Source organism: Mesorhizobium sp. MC2-1-1 (assembly GCF_057597255.1).
Genome location: NZ_CP195205.1, coordinates 405,756 through 427,113 on the forward strand (window position 1 = coordinate 405,756; position 21,358 = coordinate 427,113).

The window sequence follows — 21,358 nt, forward strand, 5'->3', positions numbered from 1 at the left end:
ACGATCCTGAACCGCTATGGTTAAGGAAGTGCTTTAAAATCGGGTAGGCTCAGCGCCTGAATAGCGGCGGGACCTCGAACGGATCGGGCGCCGGTTCCTGCGGCAGCGTACCTTCGGCGGCGCGCTTCTTGTGATGCGCGAGCGAGCATTGCGGCGAGCACACTATGCCGCGATCGGTCCAATAGGCGGGGCCTTCCTCGATCATGCCGTGATAGTAGTGGAAGCCGGTGGCCCGATACGGCAGCCGCACTCGATACAGCGATAGGCGTCAGGTCTGGCAAGCATGTGTCTGTCCGGTGTGCCGGCGACATGCCGGCCTCGTTTAATCTAATGGGCTGAGACAAGAACGCAAAATCCGCGTGACAAAATTTGACGTTTACGTAAAAAGAAGATGACGGGGCGACCAAAGGCGGATGGTTTTGCCTTGGCTGAGGTCCTATGACCGAACTGCCGAAACGACGGCGGAGGAAAAGACAGCATGTATCGCGCCCCGGTCGAGGATATCGCCTTCACCCTGAAGCAGGTGGCCGGGCTGAAGCCGGCGCTCGATTCAGGTGTTTTCGGCGATCTCGGTGAGGACCTCGTCGACGCCATCCTTGCCGAAGCGGGCCGTTTCGCCAGCGAGGAGGTCGCTCCCCTCTACAAGGTCGGAGACGAGCATGGCGCGGTGCTGAAGGACGCGGCCGTCACAACGCCGCCGGGCTGGAAGGAACTCTACCGGCGCTGGATCGAGGGTGGCTGGAACGCGCTGTCCGGTCCGGAGGAGTTCGGTGGCCAGGGCCTGCCGACCATGCTCGGTGTCGCCGCGCTCGAAATGTGGAACTCCGCCTCGATGGCCTTCGGCATAGGCCCGACGCTGACCATGGGCGCGGTGGAGGCGCTCGACAAACACGCCTCGCCGGAACTCAAGGCCAAATACCTCGCAAAACTCGTCTCCGGCGAGTGGATGGGCACGATGAACCTGACCGAGCCGCAGGCAGGCTCGGACCTCGCGGCCCTACGCAGCAGCGCCGAGCCGGTGGGCGACGGCACCTACCGAATTTTCGGCCAGAAGATATTCATCACGTATGGCGAGCATGATTTCACCGACAACATCGTGCATCTGGTGCTGGCCAGGTTGCCCGACGCGCCGGCCGGCACGCGCGGCATCTCGTTGTTCCTGGTGCCGAAGTTCTTCGTCAACGAAGATGGTTCGCTCGGCGCCCGCAACGATGTCTTCTGTTCCGGCCTGGAGCACAAGCTGGGCATCCACGCCTCGCCGACCTGCACCATGATCTATGGCGACGGCTTTCAGGGCGCGACGCCCGGGGCCATCGGCTGGCTCATCGGCGAGGAGAACAAGGGGCTGGCCTGCATGTTCACCATGATGAACAACGCCCGCCTTGCTGTCGGCATGCAGGGCGTGGCAGTGGCAGAGACCGCGACGCAGAAGGCGATCGCCTATGCCAATGAGCGCCGCCAGGGCAAGGCCTCGCACTATTCGGGCCCCGGCATGGCGCCGATCGTCCATCATCCGGACGTGCAGCGCAATCTCCTCACCATGAAGTCGCTGACCCAGGTCGCCCGCTCGATCAGCTATTGCTGTGCGCATGCGATTGACCGCGCCCGCCTCGGCCAGGGCGAGGCCGCCGCCAACTGGCGCGACCGCGCCAACCTGCTGACGCCGCTGGCGAAAGCCTTCTCCACCGATGTCGGCGTCGAGGTCGCCTCGCTTGGCGTCCAGGTGCATGGCGGCATGGGCTTCATCGAGGAGACCGGTGCCGCCGCCCTTTATCGCGACGCGCGCATCGCGCCGATCTATGAAGGCACCAACGGCATACAGGCGATCGACCTTGTGGCGCGCAAGCTGCCTCTCGGCGGCGGCCAGCATGTGCATTCCTATATCGGCGAATTGAAAGCCGTGGCCGATGCGGTGCGCACCTCCAATATCGAAGGCTTCGGACGCACCGCCGACAGTCTCGACCATGCGCTCGCCGATCTCGATGAAGCGACCCGCTTCCTGCAGAAGCTGACGGCAGAAGGCAAGGCCGATGCCGCGATGGCGGGCGCCACGCCCTATCTGCGCCTGATCTCGCTTGTCGCCGGCGGCGCCTATCTGGCGCAGGGCGGGCTCGCCGATCATGGCCGTATCGCGCTTTGCCGCTTCTTTGCCGAAAACCTGCTCGGCGAGACACGCACGCTGAAGGAGCGCGTCATCGACGGTGGCGAAAGCCTTGCCGTCGCCGGCAAGTCGCTGATTTCCGCTTAAGCATCCCGACGCTCAAAGGACCAGCCGTGACAGATCATATCCTCGTCGAGCGCCAGGGCGCCGTGCAGATCATCCGCATCAACCGCCCGGACAAGAAGAACGCGCTGACGCGCGCCATGTACGCCAGCATGTCGGCCGCCCTGGCCGAAGGCGATGCCGATCCGGCGGTTCGCGTACATGTGTTCCTCGGCGTTCCGGGCGCCTTCTCCGCGGGCAACGACCTCGCCGACTTCCTGGTCATCGCCACTGGCGGCGAGGGTGGCAATGAGGTCTGGGATTTCCTGATGGCGCTGGCCAGGTCGCAAAAGCCGATGGTATCGGGCGTGGACGGCATCGCGGTCGGCATCGGCACCACGCTCAACCTGCATTGCGACCTGACCTTCGCCACGCCGCGCACGCTGTTCCGCACACCCTTCGTCGACCTTGGCCTTGTGCCGGAAGCCGGCTCAAGCCTGATCGCGCCGCAAATCCTCGGCCGCCAGGGCGCCTTCGCGCTGCTCGGCCTCGGCGAGGGCTTTTCGGCCGAGCGCGCCAAGGCCGCCGGGCTGATCTACGAGGTCGTCGCGGAAGAGGCCTTGGAAAGCACGGTGCTGGCCGCCGCCGCCAGCATCGCCGCCAAGCCGCCGCAGGCGCTGAAAATTGCCCGCGACCTGATGCGCGCGCCGCGCGAGGAACTCGTCGCCCGCATCAAGGTCGAAGCCGAGCATTTCCGCCAGCGCCTGACCTCCGAGGAGGCGCGCGCCGCGCTCACTGCTTTCATGACGCGCAAGAAAGGCTGAACGTCTCGCCCACGTTCCCCTCTCAAGGATAGAGCCGCGCCTTGTCCCAGCCACCGTCGGCGTTGCGCGAAAAGACGACGCGGTCATGCAGCCGGAACGGCCGATCGTGCCAGAACTCGATCATCCGCGGCACGATGCGGAAGCCCGACCAGTGCTTCGGACGCGGGATCTCGCCGATGGCGTAGCGGGCCGTGTATTCAGCCACCGCTTTCTCCAGCGCGAATCGGCTCTCCAGCGGTCGCGACTGTTTCGAGGCCCAGGCGCCGATGCGGCTACCGCGCGGCCGCGTGGCATAGTAGGCGTCGGCCTCGGCGTCGCTGACGATCTCCACCGGCCCGCGCACGCGCACCTGCCGGCGCAGCGATTTCCAGTGGAAGCACATCGCCGCCTTCATGCTGCCAAGAATCTCGCGGCCCTTGGCGCTCTCGAAATTCGTGTAGAAGACAAACCCCTTTTCGTCGAACCCCTTGAGCAGCACCATCCGCACATCCGGCATGCCGTCGGCGTCGACGGTCGCCAGGGCGACGCCATTGGCGTCGTTGATCTCGCTTTTGGTGGCGTCCTCCAGCCATGCGGCAAAGAGCCTGAAAGGCTCCGCGGCCTCGGTGAAGTCACCGCTTGTTAACTCAGTTTCGTTCATAGTTTTCCGAATATTTACCGTTGCGGGAGGAGTTCGCCGATTGTTGCGTATCGCGCAGGCTTTTGACAGCAGGCAATGGGGCGTTATCGCTTCGGCCAGCGTCAGGGCTGTGGTCGTGACGGCGGCCCTTCCCCTCGCCGCTTGCGGCGCCGGCGGTTTCAGCCTGGAAAAGGCTGAGGTCGACCGCTCGATCGTCACCTCGAGCGCGCCTTCCTCGCCGGCCGCACCGGTGGCCGACAACGACTCCGACCAGACCACCATCGGCAACGCGGTTTCATCCGCCGACATCAAGGAACTTGGCGGCCAGGCGGTGCCATGGGCCAATGCCGGCACGGGCTCGCGCGGCGCGATCACCGAATTGGTGGAACTGAAGGATGGCGGCCTGACCTGCCGCCGCTTCAGCGCCACGCGCGAGAGCTTCGACGGCGTTGCCCTCTACAAGGGCGAGCTGTGCCTTGCCGGCGCCGGCGGCTGGCGCATGCAGGAATTCAAGCCGCTCTGATTCCGCCCTGATTTGGGCCCCCTGATTTTGGCTCCTGATTTTCGGGCGGTAATTCCCCTTGCGCCACTGGAATTTCTTCCTATGCGAGCGCATATAGGAGGCGACTACAATCCATTCTCTCTTTCAGGCAGGAAGCATGCGCGACCCCTATGAGGTGCTGGGCGTTGCCAAGAACGCATCGGCGAAGGACATAAAGGCGGCTTACCGCAAGCTCGCCAAGAAGCATCATCCGGACCAGAATCCGAATGATCCGAAGGCGAAGGACCGTTTTGCCGCCGTCAACCAGGCATATGAAGTCGTCGGCGACGAGAAAGTGCGCGGTGCCTATGACCGCGGCGAGATCGATGCCGAAGGCAAGCCGAAATTCCAGGGTTTCGAAGGCGCGGCCGGCGGCGATCCGTTCGCCGGGTTCCGCCGTCAGCAGGGACCGGGCGGCGCGCATTTCGAATTTCGCACCGGTCGCCCGGGCGGCGATCCGTTCGACGGCAACAGCGACATCTTCAGCCAGATCTTCGGCGATGCCTTTTCCGGCGCCCGCGGCGCCGGTCCAAGGGGAGGCGGGCCAGGCGATCGCCGGCAGGCGGCCCAGGCGGCCGACTTGAACGTCAGCATGGATATCAGCGTCGAGGAAGCCGCGATCGCCGACAAGGTGACGGCGATGTTCCCCGACGGCCGCAAGGTGGCGGTCAAGCTGCCGGCCTATGTCGAGGACGGCCAGACGATCCGCCTGAAGGGCCAGGGCCAGCAGGGCCCGGGCCAGCCGGGCGACGCGCTGGTCAAGATCCACATCCGCCGCCATCCGCGCTACCGCATAGAGGGCCGCGACCTGCATGTCGATCTGCCTGTCGATCTGGCCGACGCCGTGCTCGGCGCCAAGGTGGCGGTCGAGACGCCGACCGGCAAGCTCGCGGTCAACGTGCCGGCGTGGTCGAGCTCGGACAAGGTGCTGCGCATCAAGGGCAGGGGGCTGCCCGAAAAGGCCGGCGGCCACGGCGACCTCTATGCCCATGTGCGGCTGATGCTGCCGGAAGGCGGCGATGCCCAGCTCGAGGCTCTGATGCGCGGCCGAAAAGGCTCATAGAGGGAATTTTGTTCCTGTTGCCGTGTCTTTTGGGCGCTTGAAGGGGCTTTGTGCCTGTGCGATAGGGCTCTCCACAAAGCAGATATTTTGCGGAGAGCTTGCACATGGCAGCTGGACAGGGCCTGATGGCCGGTAAGCGGGGCCTGATCCTCGGCGTCGCGAACAATCGGTCGATCGCTTTCGGCATCGCCAAGGCTTGCGCCGATCATGGCGCCGAAATCGCCCTGACCTATCAGGGCGAGGCCTTCAAGAAGCGCGTCGAGCCGCTCGCGGCCGAACTCAACGCGCATGTCGCTGGCCATTGCGACGTGACCGATCCGGAAAGCCTCGACGCCGTCTTTGCCGACATTGCCAAGCACTGGGGCAGGCTCGACTTCCTCGTCCATGCCATCGCCTTCTCCGACAAGGACGAGCTCACTGGCCGCTATGTCGAGACGACGCGCGACAATTTCCTGCGCACCATGGACATCTCGGTGTATTCCTTCACCACCATCGCCAAGCGCGCAGAGCCGCTGATGACGGACGGCGGCTCGCTTTTGACGCTGACCTATTACGGCGCAGAGAAGGTGATGCCGCACTACAACGTCATGGGTGTCGCCAAGGCGGCGCTCGAAGCGAGCGTGCGCTACCTCGCCGTCGATCTCGGCGCCAAGAAGATCCGCGTCAACGCGATCTCGGCTGGGCCGATCAAGACGCTTGCCGCCTCCGGCATCGGCGACTTCCGCTATATCCTGAAGTGGAACGAGTACAATTCGCCGCTGAAGCAGACGGTCACCCAGGAAGAGGTCGGCGATTCGGGCGTCTATTTCCTGTCGGACTTGTCCCGCGGCGTGACCGGCGAGGTCCATCACGTCGATTCCGGCTACCATGTCGTCGGCATGAAAGCGGTCGACGCGCCGGACATCTCGACCGTTAAGGACTGATCCGCTCTCCGCCTGCCGCTTCGTCCAAGCCTTGGCCCGACCTCGGAAGACCTGATGTACCCGCTCGTCTACATCTTGCGCCACGGCCAGACCCAGTGGAATGCCGAGCGCCGCCTGCAGGGCCAGGCCGATACCGACATCAACGCAGTCGGCCGCGAGCAGGCAGCGCGGAACGGTCGCCGGCTGGCCGCGTTGATCGGCAAGGGCGACGGTTTCGACTTTGTCGCCAGCCCGATGCGGCGCACCCGCGAGACGATGGAACTGATGCGCGAAGCCATGGGGCTGGACCCATCCGGCTATCGTACCGATCCGCGACTGGTCGAGATAAGCTTTGGCGACTGGCAGGGCTTCACCTTCGCCGAACTCGAGGAGCGAGCCCCTGGTTCAACCGACGGACGCCGCGCGGCCAAATGGGATTTCCGGCCGCCCGGCGAGGGCGCCGAAAGCTACCAGATGCTGCTGGAGCGGATAAAGCCCTGGCTCGACGCGCTTCGTCAGCCGACGGTCTGCGTCACCCATGGCGGCGTCATCCGCTGCTTCTTCCGCATCGTCACCGGCCTTTCCAAGCAGGAGGCCGCCGGCCTCGATGTCCCGCAGGACCGCCTGCTGCGGCTGCAGGGCCGGAGTTTGGAGTGGCTTTGAAGGCAGGCGCGCCCCCGCGTCGTCATTCGATGCGCTGAAGCTTCGTCATTCTAGGGTCTGCGCGCGTCGCTACGCTCCTTGCTTCGCCCTAGAATGACGAAACACGGACATTTCAGCCTCCAATTCGAAAGCTAATTCTGGTCGCTGTCGGGCAACTGCATATCGGTCACGACATTTTCGCCATTGGTCACGTCATAGGCGATGACGATGTCCATGCCGGGCTTCAGCGAGTCGATATCGGTCTCGGCGTTGAGCTTGTAGGCCTTTCCGTCGTCAAGCGTCAGGGTCAGCGTGTCCTTGTCGACCTTCTTGATAAGGCCTTCGGTTTGGCCGGCGAACGCGGCGGCGGTGGAAATCAGCAACATGGCGCAGGCGGCGCCAATAACGGTACGCATCGTCGTCCTCTTCAGGTCATTGCGCCGTCTGGTGGCGGCGGATCCTCAACGGCGGATGGAGGAGAGCAGAAACCAACCGAATGTGTCAAAACTAAATCCGCAAGATCACAGTTTGATGCACGGTTTGACCACCGGGGAAAACGCCAATAGAAGGCAAACCGGCGGCGCCGCGTGTGCCTTTGGATGCGTGAGGGACGCCGCGCCACTTTAGATTGCCGGCTACGCCGCCGGGCAGGACGCTTTCATGTCTCACAACACATTCGGCCATCTCTTCCGCGTCACCACCTGGGGTGAAAGCCATGGCGCCGCGCTTGGCTGCGTTGTGGACGGCTGCCCGCCCGGCATCCGCTTCAAGCGCGAGGACATCCAGGCCGAGCTCGACCGCCGCCGCCCCGGCCAGTCGCGCTTCGTTACCCAGCGCCGCGAGCCGGATGAGGTCAAGATTCTGTCTGGCTTCATCCTGGACGACGACGGCGAGACGATGATCACCACCGGCACGCCGGTTTCGATGCTGATCGAAAATGTCGACCAGAGGTCGAAGGACTATGGCGAGATCGCCCGCCAGTATCGTCCCGGCCATGCCGACTACGCCTATGACGTCAAATACGGCCTTCGCGACCATCGCGGCGGCGGCCGCTCCTCGGCGCGCGAGACGGCAGCCAGAGTGGCGGCCGGTGCGCTGGCGCGCAGGGTAGTGCCCGGCATGACGGTGCGCGGCGCGCTAATCTCTATGGGCGAGAAATCGATCGATCGCTCGAACTGGAACTGGAACTTCGTCGGTGACGCCGAAAATCCCTTCTTCACCCCCGATCCGGCCTCCGTCGCGGTGTTCGCCGCCTATCTCGACGGCATCCGCAAGGCCGGCTCCTCGGTGGGCGCTGTGATCGAGATCGTCGCCGATGGCGTGCCGGCGGGGCTCGGCGCGCCGATCTACGCCAAGCTCGACCAGGACATCGCGTCCGGCCTGATGTCGATCAACGCTGTGAAGGGCGTCGAGATCGGCAACGGTTTCGAGGCCGCCCGCATCACCGGCGAACAGAACGCCGACGAGATGCGCATGGGCAATGACGGCAAGCCGGTGTTTCTGTCCAACAACGCCGGCGGAATATTGGGCGGTATCTCGACCGGCCAGGCGATCGTCGCCCGCTTCGCCGTCAAGCCGACCTCGTCGATCCTCACGCCGCGAAAGTCGATCGACAAGGATGGTCGCGATGTCGAAGTGATGACCAAGGGTCGGCACGACCCGTGCGTCGGCATCCGCGCCGTGCCGATCGGCGAGGCCATGGTTGCCTGCGCGATCGCCGATCATTATCTGCGGCACAGAGGACAGACGGGGAAGGGAGGGCAGTAGGGTAGTATGCTAAGCAGCCCCGCAGAAACAGCCAGAATTTCCTTTTCCCTACTCCCTTGCTGCCTTATTCCCCTACTCCCCTAGCGAAGCTTGCGAGCGCCCATGCCTTACGACCAGAAGAAGATCGTCGAAGCGATCCGCGCCTTCGAGCGCGGCGAGATTGTCGTCGTCATGGACGATGACGGGCGCGAGAACGAGGGCGACCTGATCGTCGCCGCCGTGCACTGCACGCCGGAGAAGATGGCCTTCATCGTGCGCAATACCTCCGGCATCGTCTGCACCCCAATGCTGCGCGAGGACGCCAGGCGGCTGAACCTCGCGCCGATGGTGGCGGACAATGACTCCGCCCACACCACCGCCTTCACCGTCAGTGTCGACTTCAAGCATGGCACGACGACCGGCATTTCCGCCGACGACCGCACGCTCACCGTGCGCAATCTCGCCAACGGCAATGTCGGTTCGTCGGATTTCGTGCGCCCCGGCCACATCTTCCCGCTTATCGCGCGCGAAGGCGGCGTGCTGATGCGCTCCGGCCACACCGAGGCCGCGGTCGATCTGTGCAAGCTCGCCGGCCTGCCGCCGGTCGGCGTCATCTCCGAGCTGGTCAATGACGACGGCACGGTCAAGCGCGGGCCCCAAGTGCAGGCCTTCGCCGAGGAACATGGCCTGAAGCAGGTTTCCGTGGCCGATCTCATCGCCTACCGCCAGCGCAAGGAAACGCTGGTCCAGCGCATCGCCTGTTCCGACATCGAAACGCCCGGTGGCAAGGCGCAGGCCTTCACCTACACTCTGCCATGGGATTCCATGCATCACCTGGCCGTGGTCTTCGGCGACATCCGTGACGGCGAGGACGTGCCGGTGCGCCTGCATCCGGAAGACGTGGTGAGCGACGTGTTCGGCACCAGCCACCGGCTCGACGGCATCATGAAGGCGATGGGCGAGCGAAGGCGCGGCGTCATCGTCTATCTGCGCGAAGGCTCGGTCGGCGTCGCCCACCAGGAGCGCAAGCGGCCGGCAAGCGGCGACCGCGAGGATCATGATGAGGCCCGCCGCCGCGAGAACGAGTGGCGCGAGATCGGCCTCGGCGCGCAGATACTGAAGGATCTCGGCATCTCCTCGATCAACCTGATCGCCTCGCGCGAGCGCCACTATATCGGCCTCGAGGGCTTCGGCATACACATCGCCAAGACGGAGATCCTCTAGGTACGACGCAGGTTTAGCCGGACGATTTCGTTTCACGCTGCAGGGACGATGCACTCGCCCTTGTCCACATCGCAATCTCCCGTCGCCAGCAGGCATTGACCAGCGAGCACGGTGGCCAGCGCGATCGCACCGGCCGCCACAGAGACCCAGAACCCGTTCTGCGGACCGAAATTGTCGACCATCCAGCCGGCGGCGAAGGAGCCCAGCGCCATGCCTATGCCGATTCCGGTCGTCACCCAGGTGACGCCTTCGGTGAGCATTGCCGGCGGAACGTGGCGTTCGATCAGGCCGAAGGCGGTGATGAAGGTCGGCGAGATCGCGACGCCGCTGATGAAGACGGCAACCGCCAGCGTCGGCACTGTGTCGACGAAGAGCAGCGGCAACGTGGTGAGCGCGATAACAGCGACCGCGAGCGCCAGTTGCCGCTGCAGCGGCGCCTTGAGGCTGAGCGCGCCGACGATGATACCGAGCACGAAGGATCCGAGGGCGTAGACGCCGATGACGAGGCTCGCCGCTTGCGGTTGGCCGAATGCCTTGGTGATCGCCACGGTCGCGACCTCGGTGGTGGCGAAGGTTGCGCCCACGAAGATCAGCGCGAAGGTGATGACCTGCACCGGTCGCAGGCGGATCGCCGAACCGGTCGCCCTATGTTCCGCCGGGCGGATGACTGGCTCGGACGACCGCTGCAGCAGGAATGCCGCCGAACCGAGCGCGAGCAGCAGCGTGCTTACCACCATGCCGGCTTCGGGAAACAGCGCGGCGCTCAAGCCCACCGACAGCGAGGAGCCGGCGACATAGACCAGTTCGTCCGCCGCCGATTCGAAGGCGAAAGCCGTGTTGAGTTCCGGCCGGTCGCGAAAAATCTCGGTCCAGCGCGCCCTGACCAGCGCCGGGATGCTGGGCATAGCGGCGGCAAGCAGCGCCGACCCGAACAACGTCCAGGCCGGCCAGTGCTGGTTGGCGGCAACGATCAATGTCGCGAAGGCAAGCACCGAGATGAGCGTCATCGGCGCGGCGATCGCCGTTTGGCCGCGCCGGTCCACCAGCCGCGACACCTGCGGCGACAGGAAAGCGTTGACCAGCGCATAGGTCGCCGAGACCGCGCCGGCCAGCCAGTATTCGCCATGCGTCTGCGACAGCATCGCCACGATGCCGATCGGCGCCATAGCGATCGGCAGCCGCGCGATGAAGGCGGCTGCGGCGAAGCCTTTGGCACCGGGGGCCCGAAGGATGTCCGCATAGGGGTTTCGCATGATCCTGCTCCTCGACAAGGGTAAATGCCGCCATTACATACGTGGCGTATGAATGTGAGATAGTTCATACGCTTCGTATGTCAATTGGCATACGACGCGTATGTGAGTAGGGCCAGAGCCATGCACAGACCGCGCAAGGAGATGATCGCCCAGACGCGCGCCAAGCTGATCGCGGCCGCCCGCCACGCCTTCGGCACTGTCGGCTATGCCGAAGCCTCGATGGACGATTTCACTGCCTCGGCCGGCCTCACGCGTGGCGCGCTCTACCATCATTTCGGCGACAAGAAGGGGCTGCTGCAGGCGGTGATCGCCGAGATCGACGGCGAAATGGCCGTGCGGGTGAACGAGGTGGCGTCGAAAGCGCCGACCCGCTGGCAGCATTTCGTCGATGAATGCACCAGCTATATCGAGATGGCGCTGGAGCCGGAAATCCAGCGCATCATGTTCCGCGACGGCCCGGCCGTGCTCGGCGACCCGGCGCAATGGCCCAATGCCAGTGCCTGCACGGCGTCAATGACCGATCACCTGACCGCGCTGCAGGAGGAGGGCGTCGTCGTTGCGGATATCGATCCCGAGACGACCTCGCGGCTGATCAATGGCGCCAGCAGCCAGGCCGCGCAGCGCATCGCCAATTCCAAGGATCCCGAAGCGACCTCGAAGAAGGCGATCGCGGCGTTCAAGCAACTGCTCGAAGGCTTGCACAAGAGGGTTTGACCGCACGCCTGAGCACGCAAGTCACCGGGTTGTGCACCGGTTTCGGGCCGGCGCAATCCTGCCGCGATTGACAATAGCCGGGGCCAGCGCATCCTCCAACGCCAACTCTTGGAGTGGGAGAGTCGGGGCATGTGGGACTTCAGCATCGCCAGGTCTGTGTCCATCATGATGCGGACATGGCCGTTCATCGTCTTTCGCATGATCGTCTATTTCGGCATCACGGTCGCCTACATCATGGCAACCGGCACGGGCGCCAGCGTCGGCTACGGCGTCGGTCACATTTCGACCGACCCCGACGGCCCGATGTCCTTCGCGCTCTGGGGCGGCGTGGTCGGCTTCGGCGTCGTCTCGATCGCCGTCTACTGGATCCGCGAATACATTCTTTACGTGCTGAAGGCCGGCCATATCGCCGTCATGGTGCATCTGATCGACGGCCACGACGTGCCTGACGGCCAGAACCAGATCGCCTATGCCAAGGAAGTGGTCACCCAGCGTTTCGCCGAGGCCAACATCCTTTTCGTCGTCGACCAACTGGTCAAGGGCGCCATCCGCGCAATTACCGGCCTGATCGGCGGCATCGCAGCCTTCCTGCCGATTCCGGGCCTGAGCGGGCTGGTCAGCTTCATCAACACGGTGATCCGCCTGTCACTCACCTATGTCGATGAGATCATCCTCGGCTACAATATCCGCATCAATTCGAATTCGCCTTTCGAGACGGCGCGGCAAGGCGTCGTGCTTTACGCTCAGAACGGCAAGCACATGGTCAAGAACGCCATCTGGCTGGCGGTTATCATGTGGGGCGTGTCCTTCGTCATCTTCCTTCTGATGCTGGCACCGGCGGCCGCGATCCTGTGGGTCATGCCCGGCCAGCTTGCCGGTTGGGCCTTCGTGCTGGCCATCGTCTTTGCCTGGGCGTTCAAGGCGGCCTTCATCGAGCCTTTCGCCATCGCTTCGCTGATGCAGGTCTACTTCGAAGCCATCGAAGGCCAGACGCCCAATCCGGAATGGGATCGCCGCCTCGCCGAGGCGTCGTCCAAGTTCAGGGAACTGCGCGACAAGGCCCTGGGCTCCTACGGTGGCGGCTCGCGCTGGGATACGCCCCGGGCCGCTTGACCGGCGACCAATCAAGGCGTCGACTGGCCGCCAAGCCGCGCGATCGCCGATTTGAGCGGCGCCTCGCCGGCGCCGCGGAACGTCTCGCTCATTACCAGTTCTGGCAGCGGCAGGCGCTTGCCCCAGCCATGCGCTTCCAGGTCCGGCTTCGGCGCGAAGGCCGAGACGCGGCCGACGCACAGATAGGCGATCGGCGTGACATGCTCGGGGATCGACAAGAGCTGCTTCAGAGCCTCGGTTTCGATGATGCTCACCCAGCCGACGCCGACACCTTCGGCCCGCGCCGCCAGCCAGAAATTCTGCACCGCGCAGACGGTGCTGTAGAGGTCCATCTCCGGATTGTGCCAGCGCCCGAGCGGCGAGTCCTTTGACCGCTGCCGGTCGCAGGTGATGCACAGATTGAGCGCGCTTTCGCAGATGCCCTCCAGCTTCAGCGTCCTGTACAGCGCCTGCCGCTCCCCCTCGATCGCCGGCAGTTCCTGCTTGCGTGCAGCGAGGAACAGGTCGCGCACCTGCTGGCGCCTTGCCGCGTCGCGGATCACGATGAAGTTCCACGGCTGCATGTAGCCGACTGACGGCGCATGATGGGCTGCAATGAGAAGCCGCGCCAGCACACTGTCATCGAGATCTTCGGCGGTGAAATGGCTGCGCACATCACGTCTGGTGAACATCGCACGGTAGACCGCTTCGCGCGCCGATTGGTCAAAATCATCGCCGCTCGCGGCGATCGCTGCTGCCGTCATCGCTTTTCCCCTTGCGACAAGCAATCACCCGCCTGACCATGCGGATGACCATGTCTGCCAGGCCGGTCTTCTGGCTCGGGATCGTCCCGCATCCGGCGCCTTCCCGTCTTTCGACAGTGGCTTTGCCGGCGCGGTCCCCCTCACAGCGTTGGGCACGCCACGGAGTTCAACCGTGTTCCCGATTCTCCCGCATCGCGGGCACCAGGCAGCGGGCCGGACCTTACCGCGAAGCATGGGCCGCGCCAATGGCGCGGGCGACATGGGCTGACGCAATTTTCCCCAGCCATTCGGCGCTGGAACATGGTCATCCACGCAGCGGGTGCCTAGATTAGGCGCCATGGTCACCCGTCTCTACACGCATCCCATCTTCCTGGAACACCTCACGCCGCCCGGCCACCCCGAGCGGCCCGACCGCCTGCGCGCCATCGAGCGCGTGCTGGACGATGAGGCTTTTTCTGAACTTGAACGCGTCAAGGCGCCGGAGGGCGACGAAGCGACGCTCCTTTATGCGCACCCTGGGGACTTCGTCGAGCGTGTGCGCTCTGCGATCCCTCAAAACGGCATCGTCTCGATCGACGCCGACACCAGTGCCAGCCCGAAGAGCTGGCAGGCCGCGGTGACGGCGGTCGGCGCCGCCAATGCGGCGGTGGACGACGTCTTCGAGGGGCGCGCCGACAATGTCTTCGTGGCCGCGCGTCCGCCCGGCCACCACGCCGAAAAGGCCACGGCGATGGGGTTCTGCCTGTTCAACACGGCGGCGATCGCCGCCCGCTACGCGCAGAAGAAGCATCAGGCAGAGCGCGTCGCCATCGTCGACTGGGACGTCCATCACGGCAACGGCACGCAGGACATTTTCTGGGATGATCCGTCGGTTCTCTATTGCTCGACGCACCAGATGCCGCTTTACCCGGGCACCGGGGCCAGGAGCGAGACCGGCGCCGGCAACATCGTCAACGCGCCGCTGGCGCCCCGGACCGGCAGCGAGGTCTTCCGTGACGCCTTCCTGTCGCGCGTGCTACCCTCGATCGACGCGTTCGCGCCGGACCTGATCATCATTTCCGCCGGCTTTGACGCGCATCACCGCGACCCCCTGGCCGAGATCAACCTGACCGAGGACGATTTCGACTGGGCGACAGGTCAGCTGATGGAGCGCGCCGGGCGCCACAGCGGCAACAGGCTCGTCAGCTTGCTGGAAGGCGGCTACGATCTGCAGGGATTGGCATTTTCAGTCGCCGCCCATGTCGGGCGGCTGATGAAGGGATAAAGCATGGCTGTTGAAGGCAATGAGGACGTCAAGGCGATGAGCTTCGAACAGGCGCTCGACGCGCTGGAGAAGATCGTCGACGATCTGGAGCGCGGCGACGTCCCGCTCGACCAGTCGATCAGGATCTATGAGCGCGGCGAGGCGCTCAAGGCGCATTGCGACTGGCTGCTGAAGGCAGCCGAGGACAAGGTCGAGAAGATCAGGCTGTCGCGCGACGGCAAGCCGGTCGGAACGGAGCCGCTGGACGCCGACTGATTTGGAGTGGTGGGCAGAGCAAGCAGGTAAGGAGTTCAAGCCATGTGCCGCAACATCAAGACCCTGGCCAATTTCGAGCCGCCGGCGACCAATGACGAAGTGCATGACGCTGCGCTTCAATTCGTGCGCAAGCTGAGCGGCTCGACGAAACCTTCGAAGCGCAACGAGCATGCTTTCCATCATGCCGTCGAGGCAATCGCGGCCGCCGCGCGCGAATTGATCGACTCGCTCGAAACCAACCAAGAACCGCGCAACCGCGAGGAAGAGGCCGCCAAGGCAAAGGCCAGGTCGGCGCTTCGCTTCGCTTGAGGGAGCAGTCATGAGTTTCTTTCCGGGAAACGATCCCGAACCCGGCGACGCCTTCGCCTGCGATCAGATCGAGCTGATGGTGGTTCCGAACGCCAAGGATATTGGGGGGTTCGAGGTGCGTCGCGCCCTGCCGACGGCAAAGCGCCGCCTGGTCGGGCCGTTCATCTTCTTCGACCGCATGGGGCCGGCGATCCTGCGCGCCGGCCACGCGCTCGACGTGCGCCCGCATCCGCATATCGGGCTTTCCACCGTCACCTACCTGTTCGACGGCAAGATCAGGCATCGCGACTCGCTCGGCACCGAAATGGTGATCGCGCCGGGCGACGTGAATTTGATGACCGCCGGGCGCGGCATCGTCCACTCAGAGCGCACGCCGGAGGAACTGCGCGGCGCGCCGATGTCGGTCTCCGGCCTGCAAACCTGGCTGGCGCTGCCGGACGGCAAGGAGGAGATTGCCCCGGTGTTCGCGAACACGGCGGCGGCCCGCCTGCCCGAGATCGATGCCGAAGGCGTCAGCGGCCGCGTCGTCATCGGCGAATTCTCTGGGTTGCGCTCACCCGTCGCGACCGCCTCGGATACGCTCTATGCCGATCTGCGTCTGGCGGCGGGTGCTGCCGTGAAAATCCCGGCCGATGCCGAGGAGCGCGCTATCTACACGCTGGACGGCGAGGTCTCGATCGCCGGCGATGTTTTCCCGGCCGAACGGCTTCTGGTGTTCAAGCCTGGCGAGGAGATTGTCGTTTCCTCCGGACGCGGCGCGCATTTCATGCTGTTCGGGGGCGCCTCGCTGGGCTCCCAGCGCTACATCTGGTGGAATTTCGTCTCGTCCTCGAAGGAACGCATCGAACAGGCCAAGCAGGAATGGAAGACAGGCCGCTTCGACATCGTTCCTGGCGATGAGGAAGAGTTCATCCCTTTGCCCGACAACTAGGGATCGCTCAACCCGCGCGTCACTGGCGCGCATTTACATTCGCCGGCCGGCGGCCTATTGCCGCGCATGATTATGGCGCAATTTGCTGGTAGCGCCGTGTTCGATCGATTGAAGCAGGACGCGACCGAGTGAAGCCAGACACGCCGCTGCTCGACAAGGTCCGCATTCCGGCGGATTTGCGGACGCTCGACGAAAGCGCGCTGCCGCAGCTTGCCGCCGAACTGCGCGCCGAACTCATCGACGCCGTGTCGCAGACGGGCGGCCATCTCGGCGCCGGCCTCGGCGTCGTCGAACTGACTGTCGCGCTGCACTACGTCTTCAACACGCCGGACGACCGGCTGATCTGGGACGTCGGCCACCAGGCCTATCCGCACAAGATCCTGACCGGCCGCCGCGACCGCATCCGCACGCTGCGCCAGGAAGGCGGCCTATCCGGTTTCACCCGGCGGGCCGAGAGCGAATACGATCCGTTCGGCGCGGCACACTCCTCGACCTCGATTTCGGCCGGCCTCGGCATGGCCATGGGCCGCGACCTGTCGGGCCGCCGCAACAATGTCATTTCCGTCATCGGCGACGGCTCGATGTCGGCCGGCATGGCCTTCGAGGCGCTGAACAATGCCGGCGCGCTCGATGCCCGCCTCATCGTCATCCTCAACGACAACGACATGTCGATCGCGCCGCCGACTGGCGCGATGAGCGCCTATCTGGCCAGGCTTGCCTCCGGCAAGGCCTATCTCGGCCTGCGCGATTTCGGCAAGAAGCTGACCTCCTATCTCGGCAAGCGCGCCGACCGTGCCATCACCCGCGCCGTCGAGCATGCGCGCGGCTATGTCACCGGCGGCACCCTGTTCGAGGAGCTCGGCTTCTACCACATCGGTCCGATCGACGGGCACAATCTGGAGCACCTGATCCCGGTGCTGAAGAACGTGCGCGACAACGGCAAAGGCCCGGTGCTGATCCATGTGGTGACCCAGAAGGGAAAGGGCTACGCGCCGGCGGAGGCCGCGGCCGACAAATATCACGGCGTCAACAGGTTCGACGTCATCACCGGCGCGCAGGCCAAGGCGCCGGCCAACGCGCCCGCCTACACCAAGGTCTTCGCCGAGAGCCTGATCCAGGAAGCGCGCGAAGACGACCGCATCGTCGCCATCACCGCAGCCATGCCGAGCGGCACCGGCCTCGACCTCTTCGGCGAGGTGTTTCCGCAGAGAACCTTCGATGTCGGCATTGCCGAGCAGCATGCCGTGACCTTCGCCGCGGGGCTGGCCACCGAAGGCTACAAGCCTTTCGCCGCGATCTATTCCACCTTCCTGCAGCGCGCCTACGACCAGGTCGTCCACGACGTGGCGATCCAGAAGCTGCCGGTGCGCTTTCCCATCGACCGCGCCGGCTTCGTCGGCGCCGACGGCGCCACCCATTGCGGTGCTTTCGACACCACTTTCCTCGCTTCCCTGCCGGGTTTCGTCGTCATGGCCGCCGCCGACGAGGCGGAACTTCGGCATATGGTGCGCACGGCGGCGTTCTATGATGACGGCCCGATCGCCTTCCGCTATCCGCGCGGCAATGGCGTCGGCGTCGACATGCCGGAGCGTGGTTCGGTGCTCCAGATCGGCAAGGGCCGCGTCCTGAAGGAAGGGACCAAGGTCGCGCTGCTGTCCTTCGGCACGCGGCTGCAGGATTGCCTGTTGGCGGCCGAGGAACTCGGCGCGGCGGGCTTGTCCACCACCGTCGCGGACGCCCGCTTCGCCAAGCCGCTGGACGAGGATCTGATCCGGCGGCTGGCCCGTTCGCACGAAGTGCTGGTGACCGTGGAGGAGGGCGCCATCGGCGGCTTCGCCAGCCAGGTGCTGCATTTTCTTGCCCATGAGGGCCTGCTGGAAAGCGGCCTCAAGGTGCGGCCGCTGGTGCTGCCGGATGTGTTCACCGACCACGCCAAACCGGAAAAGATGTATGCCGACGCCGGCCTGGATTCGGCGGGCATAGTGCGCACCGTCTTTGCCGCGCTTGGCCGTGGCGTTGAGGCGCAGCGCGCCTGAATCGAAAGATCAATTGCCTGAATCAAATTGCCGGCGTCCGGCTTCAAGCTTTTGTTAACGCTTCGGTTTGGCGGTTCGCTTACCCTGTCTTTTGGCCGATTTTCAAGGGCGCCCTGCTAGACCCTCAAGCCAGGCAGGGAGTTAGAAAATGAAGACGCTTCTGTGCGGCATGATCCTTTTGGCGTCCATGGCGGCGCCGGCGACAGCCGAGACGCGTTACGACCGCAACCTTGAAAAGGCGGTGCTGGATATTGTCGCCGGCAAGATGGGTAACATCCGCGGGGGCTTTTCCTACAGGCAGGCGCCACAGCTCGTGGTGTTGCCGGATACCCCGCCGTCTCCGCCGCCTCCCGTTGAACCGTCGCGCAAGCAAGCCTCCGGCATCGATGGTCTGGCGCCGGCCGTCGAGCGCCCGGTTTCGCGCACCGTCTTCTAATCTAGAACCACATATCGCGCACGCAGCGCCCGTCGCGCGGCAGGTCGTCGAAAGTATCCAGGCCGTCGAAGTGGTCGATCGGCAGGTCGGCGACTTCCTCCGGCGGCGCGAGCCTGACATTGACGGCGATGCGGGTGCGGCCGCTCTTGTCGGAACGCAGGCCGCGCCAGGCGAGCACGCAGGCGCAGGTCGGACAGAACAGGATTTCCAGCACCGGTTCCGCCACCTCGGCCCGTCTGTAGGATTCCAGCGGACCGGCGACGCTGATACGCTCATCGACATAGTCGTAAGCCCAGAGCGTGCCGTAGCGGCGGCAAAGCGTGCAGTTGCAGGCGGTGATTCCACCGGGATCGCCTTCCAGCGTCCAATGGCTCGCGCCGCAATGACAGGTACCTTTCAGCATTGCCACCTCCATCGGCTGACGAACGGCCAGTTCATGCCGGCATTCTGCAGCCTGGCGCGCGATATTCAAACCCATTGCGTTCGCGTCCGGCTTTCGCCAATGAAGGCCGATGAATTCCGCTTTGCCAGCCAGCCAGCGCCAGCGGCTTGACGAATTGCTCGTCGCGCGCGGCCTGTTCGCCAGCCGCTCGCGCGCTCGCGACGCGATCGAGCGCGGCACGGTAACGATTGACGGCATTGTTGCCCGCAAGCCCGGCCAGCCCGTCGCGCCGGACTGCCAGATCGCCATCGACGATCCGGCGCGGGCCTATGTGTCGCGTGCCGCGCTGAAGCTGATTGCCGGTCTCGACCGTTTCGGCCTGGACCCTGCGGGCTGCGAAGCGCTCGATATCGGCGCCTCGACGGGGGGCTTCACCCAGGTGCTGCTCAATCGCGGCGCGGCGCATGTCACGGCGATCGATGTCGGTCACGGCCAGATACATCCCGACATTGCCGGCGACCGGCGCGTGACGGTATTGCAAGGGCTCAACGCGCGCGATCTGACGGCGGCGGATCTCGGTGGCCGCGTTCCCGGTTTCCTGGTCTGCGACGTCTCCTTCATCTCCCTGAAGCTTGCGCTGCCGCCGGCGCTGGAACTGGCGGGCGAGGGCGCCAAGGCAATTCTCCTGGTCAAGCCGCAATTCGAGGCCGGACGCGAGGCAATCGGCAAGGGCGGGCTGCTCAAGGAGCCGGCTGATGCCGAACGTGTCGCTGCTGGGCTGCACGATTGGCTGTCCTCCATTCCGGGCTGGCGGGCGCTGGGACTTCACCCGTCGCCGATCGAAGGCGGCGACGGCAACCGCGAGTTCCTGCTCGCCGCCGTAAAGGACGCGGGTTCGCGATGAGCACACGCTTGACGATCGCAAGGCTCGGCTCGCAAGGCGACGGCATTGCCAATGCCGAAGGCGGGGAGGTCTTCATCCCGTTCACGCTGCCGGGCGAAACCGTCACCGCCGCGCGTCAGAAGGATCGCGCCACGCTGATATCGGTGCTGGAAGCCTCGCCGCTCAGGATCGACCCGGCCTGCCGCCACTTCACCGAATGCGGCGGCTGCGCGCTGCAGCATTACGAGGCCGCGGCCTATCAGCAATGGAAGCGCGAGAAGGTCGTGCAGGCGTTGAAGGCCAAGGGCATCGCTTGCGACATGGCTGCGCTGGTGCCATGCGCGCCGCATACCCGCCGCCGCGTCACCTTCAGCGCCAGGCGCACCGAGGCCGGCATGCTGTTCGGCTTCGTGCGAGCGCTTTCCTCCGAGATCATTCCGATCGAGGAATGCCCAATCTCGCTTCCGGCGATTGTTTCTGCGCTCGACAAATTGCGCGCGCTGGCCGAATTGGTCTGTGCGACGCCGAAGGCCTTCCACTTGACGGTGACCGTCACTGCGTCAGGCCTCGATATTGCGGTCCATGATTCCGGCAAGCTTGGCGATCACCAGCGCCGCATCGCCTCCAACTTTGTCATGGCCGAGGGTCTGGCAAGGCTTTCTGTCGACGGCGAGATCGTCGTCGAGCCGAATAAGCCCGTGGTGCAGTTCGGACCGGTCGCGGTCGCCGTGCCGCCCGGCGCCTTCCTGCAGGCGACGGAAGCCGCCGAGCGGACTATGGCGGACCTTGTCGGGCAGCATCTGTCGCGCGCGAAGAAGGTCGCGGACCTGTTTGCCGGTTGCGGCAGCTTTGCGCTTCGGCTTGGCGCGAAGTCTGAGGTCCATGCCGTCGAAGGCGATGCGCCGGCGCTTGCCGCGCTCGACCGCGCCTACCGCTTCGCCGGCGGCCTGAAGCGGGTGACCAGCGAACGCCGCGACCTGTTCCGCCGGCCGCTGACCTTCAAGGAATTGAACGCCTTTGACGGACTGGTCTTCGATCCGCCACGCGCCGGCGCCGAGGACCAGTCGAAGCAGATCGCCCGTTCCGACGTGCCGCTGGTCGCAGCCGTCTCCTGCAATCCGGTGACGCTCGCACGGGATTTGCGGATATTGATCGACGGCGGTTACGCGCTGAAAAGCGTCACGCCGATCGACCAATTCCTGTGGTCTCCGCATGTCGAGGCCGTGGCCTTGCTGGAGAAGCCGAAGCGGCGTCGGTAGGGCGGTTTCACCGTTT

General features: G+C 64.9%; 23 protein-coding genes, 1 pseudogene and 1 riboswitch. Of the genes and pseudogenes, 18 read left to right on the forward strand and 6 right to left on the reverse strand.

All coding sequences use genetic code 11. The annotated features are described in order from the left end of the window. Positions 1–49: 49 nt before the first annotated feature. A pseudogene (locus tag ACR64R_RS01890) lies at positions 50–285 on the reverse strand (hypothetical protein). Between the two features lie 193 nt (positions 286–478). On the opposite strand from ACR64R_RS01890, the gene ACR64R_RS01895 reads away from it, so the two are divergent. Both ACR64R_RS01895 and ACR64R_RS01900 read left to right on the forward strand, forming a co-directional pair. Then, entirely contained in the window at positions 479–2,248 is a 1,770-nt protein-coding gene (locus ACR64R_RS01895) for an acyl-CoA dehydrogenase family protein (protein WP_487360007.1), read from the forward strand. Between the two features lie 26 nt (positions 2,249–2,274). Then, on the forward strand, positions 2,275–3,027 hold the full coding sequence (locus tag ACR64R_RS01900; protein WP_487360008.1) for a crotonase/enoyl-CoA hydratase family protein: 753 nt from the start codon (positions 2,275–2,277) through the stop codon (positions 3,025–3,027). Positions 3,028–3,049: 22 nt separating this feature from the next. Here the strand turns inward: ACR64R_RS01900 and pdxH are convergent, their stop codons facing one another. Continuing rightward, positions 3,050–3,667 (reverse strand): pyridoxamine 5'-phosphate oxidase, encoded by a 618-nt coding sequence (gene pdxH, locus ACR64R_RS01905; protein ID WP_487360009.1) that lies wholly within the window; start codon positions 3,665–3,667, stop codon positions 3,050–3,052. A gap of 40 nt (positions 3,668–3,707) precedes the next feature. Here pdxH and ACR64R_RS01910 point away from each other — a divergent pair, with 40 nt between their 5' ends. From ACR64R_RS01910 to ACR64R_RS01925, 4 genes are all read left to right on the forward strand, one after another. Beyond that, on the forward strand, positions 3,708–4,169 hold the full coding sequence (locus ACR64R_RS01910; RefSeq protein WP_487360010.1) for an RT0821/Lpp0805 family surface protein: 462 nt from the start codon (positions 3,708–3,710) through the stop codon (positions 4,167–4,169). A 136-nt stretch (positions 4,170–4,305) separates the two neighbouring features. Beyond that, entirely contained in the window at positions 4,306–5,250 is a 945-nt protein-coding gene (locus ACR64R_RS01915) for a DnaJ C-terminal domain-containing protein (RefSeq protein ID WP_487360011.1), read from the forward strand. Positions 5,251–5,354: 104 nt separating this feature from the next. Next, complete coding sequence (fabI, locus tag ACR64R_RS01920) at positions 5,355–6,173, forward strand: enoyl-ACP reductase FabI (protein WP_487360012.1); 819 nt, start codon at positions 5,355–5,357, stop codon at positions 6,171–6,173. 54 nt (positions 6,174–6,227) lie between these two features. Then, positions 6,228–6,815 (forward strand): histidine phosphatase family protein, encoded by a 588-nt coding sequence (locus ACR64R_RS01925; protein ID WP_487360013.1) that lies wholly within the window; start codon positions 6,228–6,230, stop codon positions 6,813–6,815. A 131-nt stretch (positions 6,816–6,946) separates the two neighbouring features. Here the strand turns inward: ACR64R_RS01925 and ACR64R_RS01930 are convergent, their stop codons facing one another. Beyond that, entirely contained in the window at positions 6,947–7,210 is a 264-nt protein-coding gene (locus tag ACR64R_RS01930) for a DUF1344 domain-containing protein (RefSeq protein WP_487360014.1), read from the reverse strand. A 244-nt stretch (positions 7,211–7,454) separates the two neighbouring features. On the opposite strand from ACR64R_RS01930, the gene aroC reads away from it, so the two are divergent. Both aroC and ribB read left to right on the forward strand, forming a co-directional pair. Next, the gene (aroC, locus tag ACR64R_RS01935; protein WP_487360015.1) at positions 7,455–8,561 is read left to right on the forward strand and encodes a chorismate synthase; all 1,107 of its coding nucleotides are present in this window, start codon (positions 7,455–7,457) and stop codon (positions 8,559–8,561) included. A 102-nt stretch (positions 8,562–8,663) separates the two neighbouring features. After that, positions 8,664–9,764 (forward strand): 3,4-dihydroxy-2-butanone-4-phosphate synthase, encoded by a 1,101-nt coding sequence (gene ribB / locus ACR64R_RS01940; protein ID WP_487360016.1) that lies wholly within the window; start codon positions 8,664–8,666, stop codon positions 9,762–9,764. Positions 9,765–9,796: 32 nt separating this feature from the next. Here ribB and ACR64R_RS01945 read toward each other — a convergent pair whose 3' ends face one another. Beyond that, the gene (locus tag ACR64R_RS01945) at positions 9,797–11,017 is read right to left on the reverse strand and encodes an MFS transporter (RefSeq protein WP_487360017.1); all 1,221 of its coding nucleotides are present in this window, start codon (positions 11,015–11,017) and stop codon (positions 9,797–9,799) included. 120 nt (positions 11,018–11,137) lie between these two features. On the opposite strand from ACR64R_RS01945, the gene ACR64R_RS01950 reads away from it, so the two are divergent. Together ACR64R_RS01950 and ACR64R_RS01955 are read left to right on the forward strand one after the other, a co-directional pair. Further along, positions 11,138–11,731, forward strand: coding sequence for a TetR/AcrR family transcriptional regulator (locus ACR64R_RS01950; RefSeq protein ID WP_487360018.1), 594 nt, complete (start codon positions 11,138–11,140; stop codon positions 11,729–11,731). Between the two features lie 129 nt (positions 11,732–11,860). After that, positions 11,861–12,844, forward strand: a complete 984-nt coding sequence (locus ACR64R_RS01955; protein ID WP_487360019.1) for a hypothetical protein — start codon at positions 11,861–11,863, stop codon at positions 12,842–12,844. An 11-nt stretch (positions 12,845–12,855) separates the two neighbouring features. Here ACR64R_RS01955 and bluB read toward each other — a convergent pair whose 3' ends face one another. Then, positions 12,856–13,587, reverse strand: a complete 732-nt coding sequence (gene bluB / locus ACR64R_RS01960; RefSeq protein ID WP_487360020.1) for a 5,6-dimethylbenzimidazole synthase — start codon at positions 13,585–13,587, stop codon at positions 12,856–12,858. Positions 13,588–13,630: 43 nt separating this feature from the next. Beyond that, positions 13,631–13,808: riboswitch (cobalamin riboswitch) on the reverse strand. 116 nt (positions 13,809–13,924) lie between these two features. Between bluB and ACR64R_RS01965 the strand changes: the two genes are divergently transcribed. The 6 genes from ACR64R_RS01965 to ACR64R_RS01990 all read left to right on the forward strand — a co-directional run bounded on the left by ACR64R_RS01965 (position 13,925) and on the right by ACR64R_RS01990 (position 18,818). Further along, complete coding sequence (locus tag ACR64R_RS01965) at positions 13,925–14,851, forward strand: histone deacetylase family protein (RefSeq protein ID WP_487360021.1); 927 nt, start codon at positions 13,925–13,927, stop codon at positions 14,849–14,851. 3 nt (positions 14,852–14,854) lie between these two features. Beyond that, the gene (locus ACR64R_RS01970) at positions 14,855–15,106 is read left to right on the forward strand and encodes an exodeoxyribonuclease VII small subunit (protein WP_487360022.1); all 252 of its coding nucleotides are present in this window, start codon (positions 14,855–14,857) and stop codon (positions 15,104–15,106) included. 42 nt (positions 15,107–15,148) lie between these two features. Further along, positions 15,149–15,415, forward strand: a complete 267-nt coding sequence (locus ACR64R_RS01975; RefSeq protein WP_278160313.1) for a DUF2277 domain-containing protein — start codon at positions 15,149–15,151, stop codon at positions 15,413–15,415. Positions 15,416–15,425: 10 nt separating this feature from the next. Further along, positions 15,426–16,346 (forward strand): pirin family protein, encoded by a 921-nt coding sequence (locus ACR64R_RS01980; RefSeq protein WP_487360023.1) that lies wholly within the window; start codon positions 15,426–15,428, stop codon positions 16,344–16,346. A 128-nt stretch (positions 16,347–16,474) separates the two neighbouring features. After that, positions 16,475–18,382, forward strand: coding sequence for a 1-deoxy-D-xylulose-5-phosphate synthase (gene dxs, locus ACR64R_RS01985; protein WP_487360024.1), 1,908 nt, complete (start codon positions 16,475–16,477; stop codon positions 18,380–18,382). A gap of 148 nt (positions 18,383–18,530) precedes the next feature. After that, positions 18,531–18,818, forward strand: a complete 288-nt coding sequence (locus tag ACR64R_RS01990) for a hypothetical protein (protein WP_487360025.1) — start codon at positions 18,531–18,533, stop codon at positions 18,816–18,818. A gap of 1 nt (position 18,819) precedes the next feature. On the opposite strand, the gene ACR64R_RS01995 is transcribed toward ACR64R_RS01990, so the two are convergent. Further along, positions 18,820–19,221, reverse strand: a complete 402-nt coding sequence (locus ACR64R_RS01995) for a GFA family protein (protein WP_487360026.1) — start codon at positions 19,219–19,221, stop codon at positions 18,820–18,822. 109 nt (positions 19,222–19,330) lie between these two features. Here ACR64R_RS01995 and ACR64R_RS02000 point away from each other — a divergent pair, with 109 nt between their 5' ends. Both ACR64R_RS02000 and ACR64R_RS02005 read left to right on the forward strand, forming a co-directional pair. Then, entirely contained in the window at positions 19,331–20,104 is a 774-nt protein-coding gene (locus tag ACR64R_RS02000) for a TlyA family RNA methyltransferase (protein ID WP_487360027.1), read from the forward strand. Then, positions 20,101–21,342: a class I SAM-dependent RNA methyltransferase gene (locus ACR64R_RS02005; RefSeq protein ID WP_487360028.1), complete on the forward strand. Its 1,242-nt coding sequence runs from the start codon at positions 20,101–20,103 to the stop codon at positions 21,340–21,342. Before ACR64R_RS02000 ends, ACR64R_RS02005 begins: the two co-directional genes overlap by 4 nt. Positions 21,343–21,358: the final 16 nt, after the last annotated feature.

Excerpts from the sequence above, each read along its gene's own strand:
- ACR64R_RS01975 (WP_278160313.1), top strand. The coding sequence starts at position 15,149 with ATGTGCCGCAACATCAAGACCCTGGCCAATTTCGAGCCGCCGGCGACC.
- ACR64R_RS02000 (WP_487360027.1), top strand. The coding sequence starts at position 19,331 with ATGAATTCCGCTTTGCCAGCCAGCCAGCGCCAGCGGCTTGACGAATTG.
- ACR64R_RS01895 (WP_487360007.1), top strand. The coding sequence starts at position 479 with ATGTATCGCGCCCCGGTCGAGGATATCGCCTTCACCCTGAAGCAGGTG.
- ACR64R_RS01945 (WP_487360017.1), bottom strand. The coding sequence starts at position 11,017 with ATGCGAAACCCCTATGCGGACATCCTTCGGGCCCCCGGTGCCAAAGGC.
- ACR64R_RS01965 (WP_487360021.1), top strand. The coding sequence starts at position 13,925 with ATGGTCACCCGTCTCTACACGCATCCCATCTTCCTGGAACACCTCACG.
- fabI (WP_487360012.1), top strand. The coding sequence starts at position 5,355 with ATGGCAGCTGGACAGGGCCTGATGGCCGGTAAGCGGGGCCTGATCCTC.
- ACR64R_RS01950 (WP_487360018.1), top strand. The coding sequence starts at position 11,138 with ATGCACAGACCGCGCAAGGAGATGATCGCCCAGACGCGCGCCAAGCTG.
- ACR64R_RS02005 (WP_487360028.1), top strand. The coding sequence starts at position 20,101 with ATGAGCACACGCTTGACGATCGCAAGGCTCGGCTCGCAAGGCGACGGC.
- ACR64R_RS01925 (WP_487360013.1), top strand. The coding sequence starts at position 6,228 with ATGTACCCGCTCGTCTACATCTTGCGCCACGGCCAGACCCAGTGGAAT.
- pdxH (WP_487360009.1), bottom strand. The coding sequence starts at position 3,667 with ATGAACGAAACTGAGTTAACAAGCGGTGACTTCACCGAGGCCGCGGAG.
- bluB (WP_487360020.1), bottom strand. The coding sequence starts at position 13,587 with ATGACGGCAGCAGCGATCGCCGCGAGCGGCGATGATTTTGACCAATCG.
- ribB (WP_487360016.1), top strand. The coding sequence starts at position 8,664 with ATGCCTTACGACCAGAAGAAGATCGTCGAAGCGATCCGCGCCTTCGAG.
- ACR64R_RS01955 (WP_487360019.1), top strand. The coding sequence starts at position 11,861 with ATGTGGGACTTCAGCATCGCCAGGTCTGTGTCCATCATGATGCGGACA.
- ACR64R_RS01970 (WP_487360022.1), top strand. The coding sequence starts at position 14,855 with ATGGCTGTTGAAGGCAATGAGGACGTCAAGGCGATGAGCTTCGAACAG.
- ACR64R_RS01980 (WP_487360023.1), top strand. The coding sequence starts at position 15,426 with ATGAGTTTCTTTCCGGGAAACGATCCCGAACCCGGCGACGCCTTCGCC.
- ACR64R_RS01990 (WP_487360025.1), top strand. The coding sequence starts at position 18,531 with ATGAAGACGCTTCTGTGCGGCATGATCCTTTTGGCGTCCATGGCGGCG.
- ACR64R_RS01915 (WP_487360011.1), top strand. The coding sequence starts at position 4,306 with ATGCGCGACCCCTATGAGGTGCTGGGCGTTGCCAAGAACGCATCGGCG.
- ACR64R_RS01930 (WP_487360014.1), bottom strand. The coding sequence starts at position 7,210 with ATGCGTACCGTTATTGGCGCCGCCTGCGCCATGTTGCTGATTTCCACC.
- aroC (WP_487360015.1), top strand. The coding sequence starts at position 7,455 with ATGTCTCACAACACATTCGGCCATCTCTTCCGCGTCACCACCTGGGGT.
- ACR64R_RS01995 (WP_487360026.1), bottom strand. The coding sequence starts at position 19,221 with ATGCTGAAAGGTACCTGTCATTGCGGCGCGAGCCATTGGACGCTGGAA.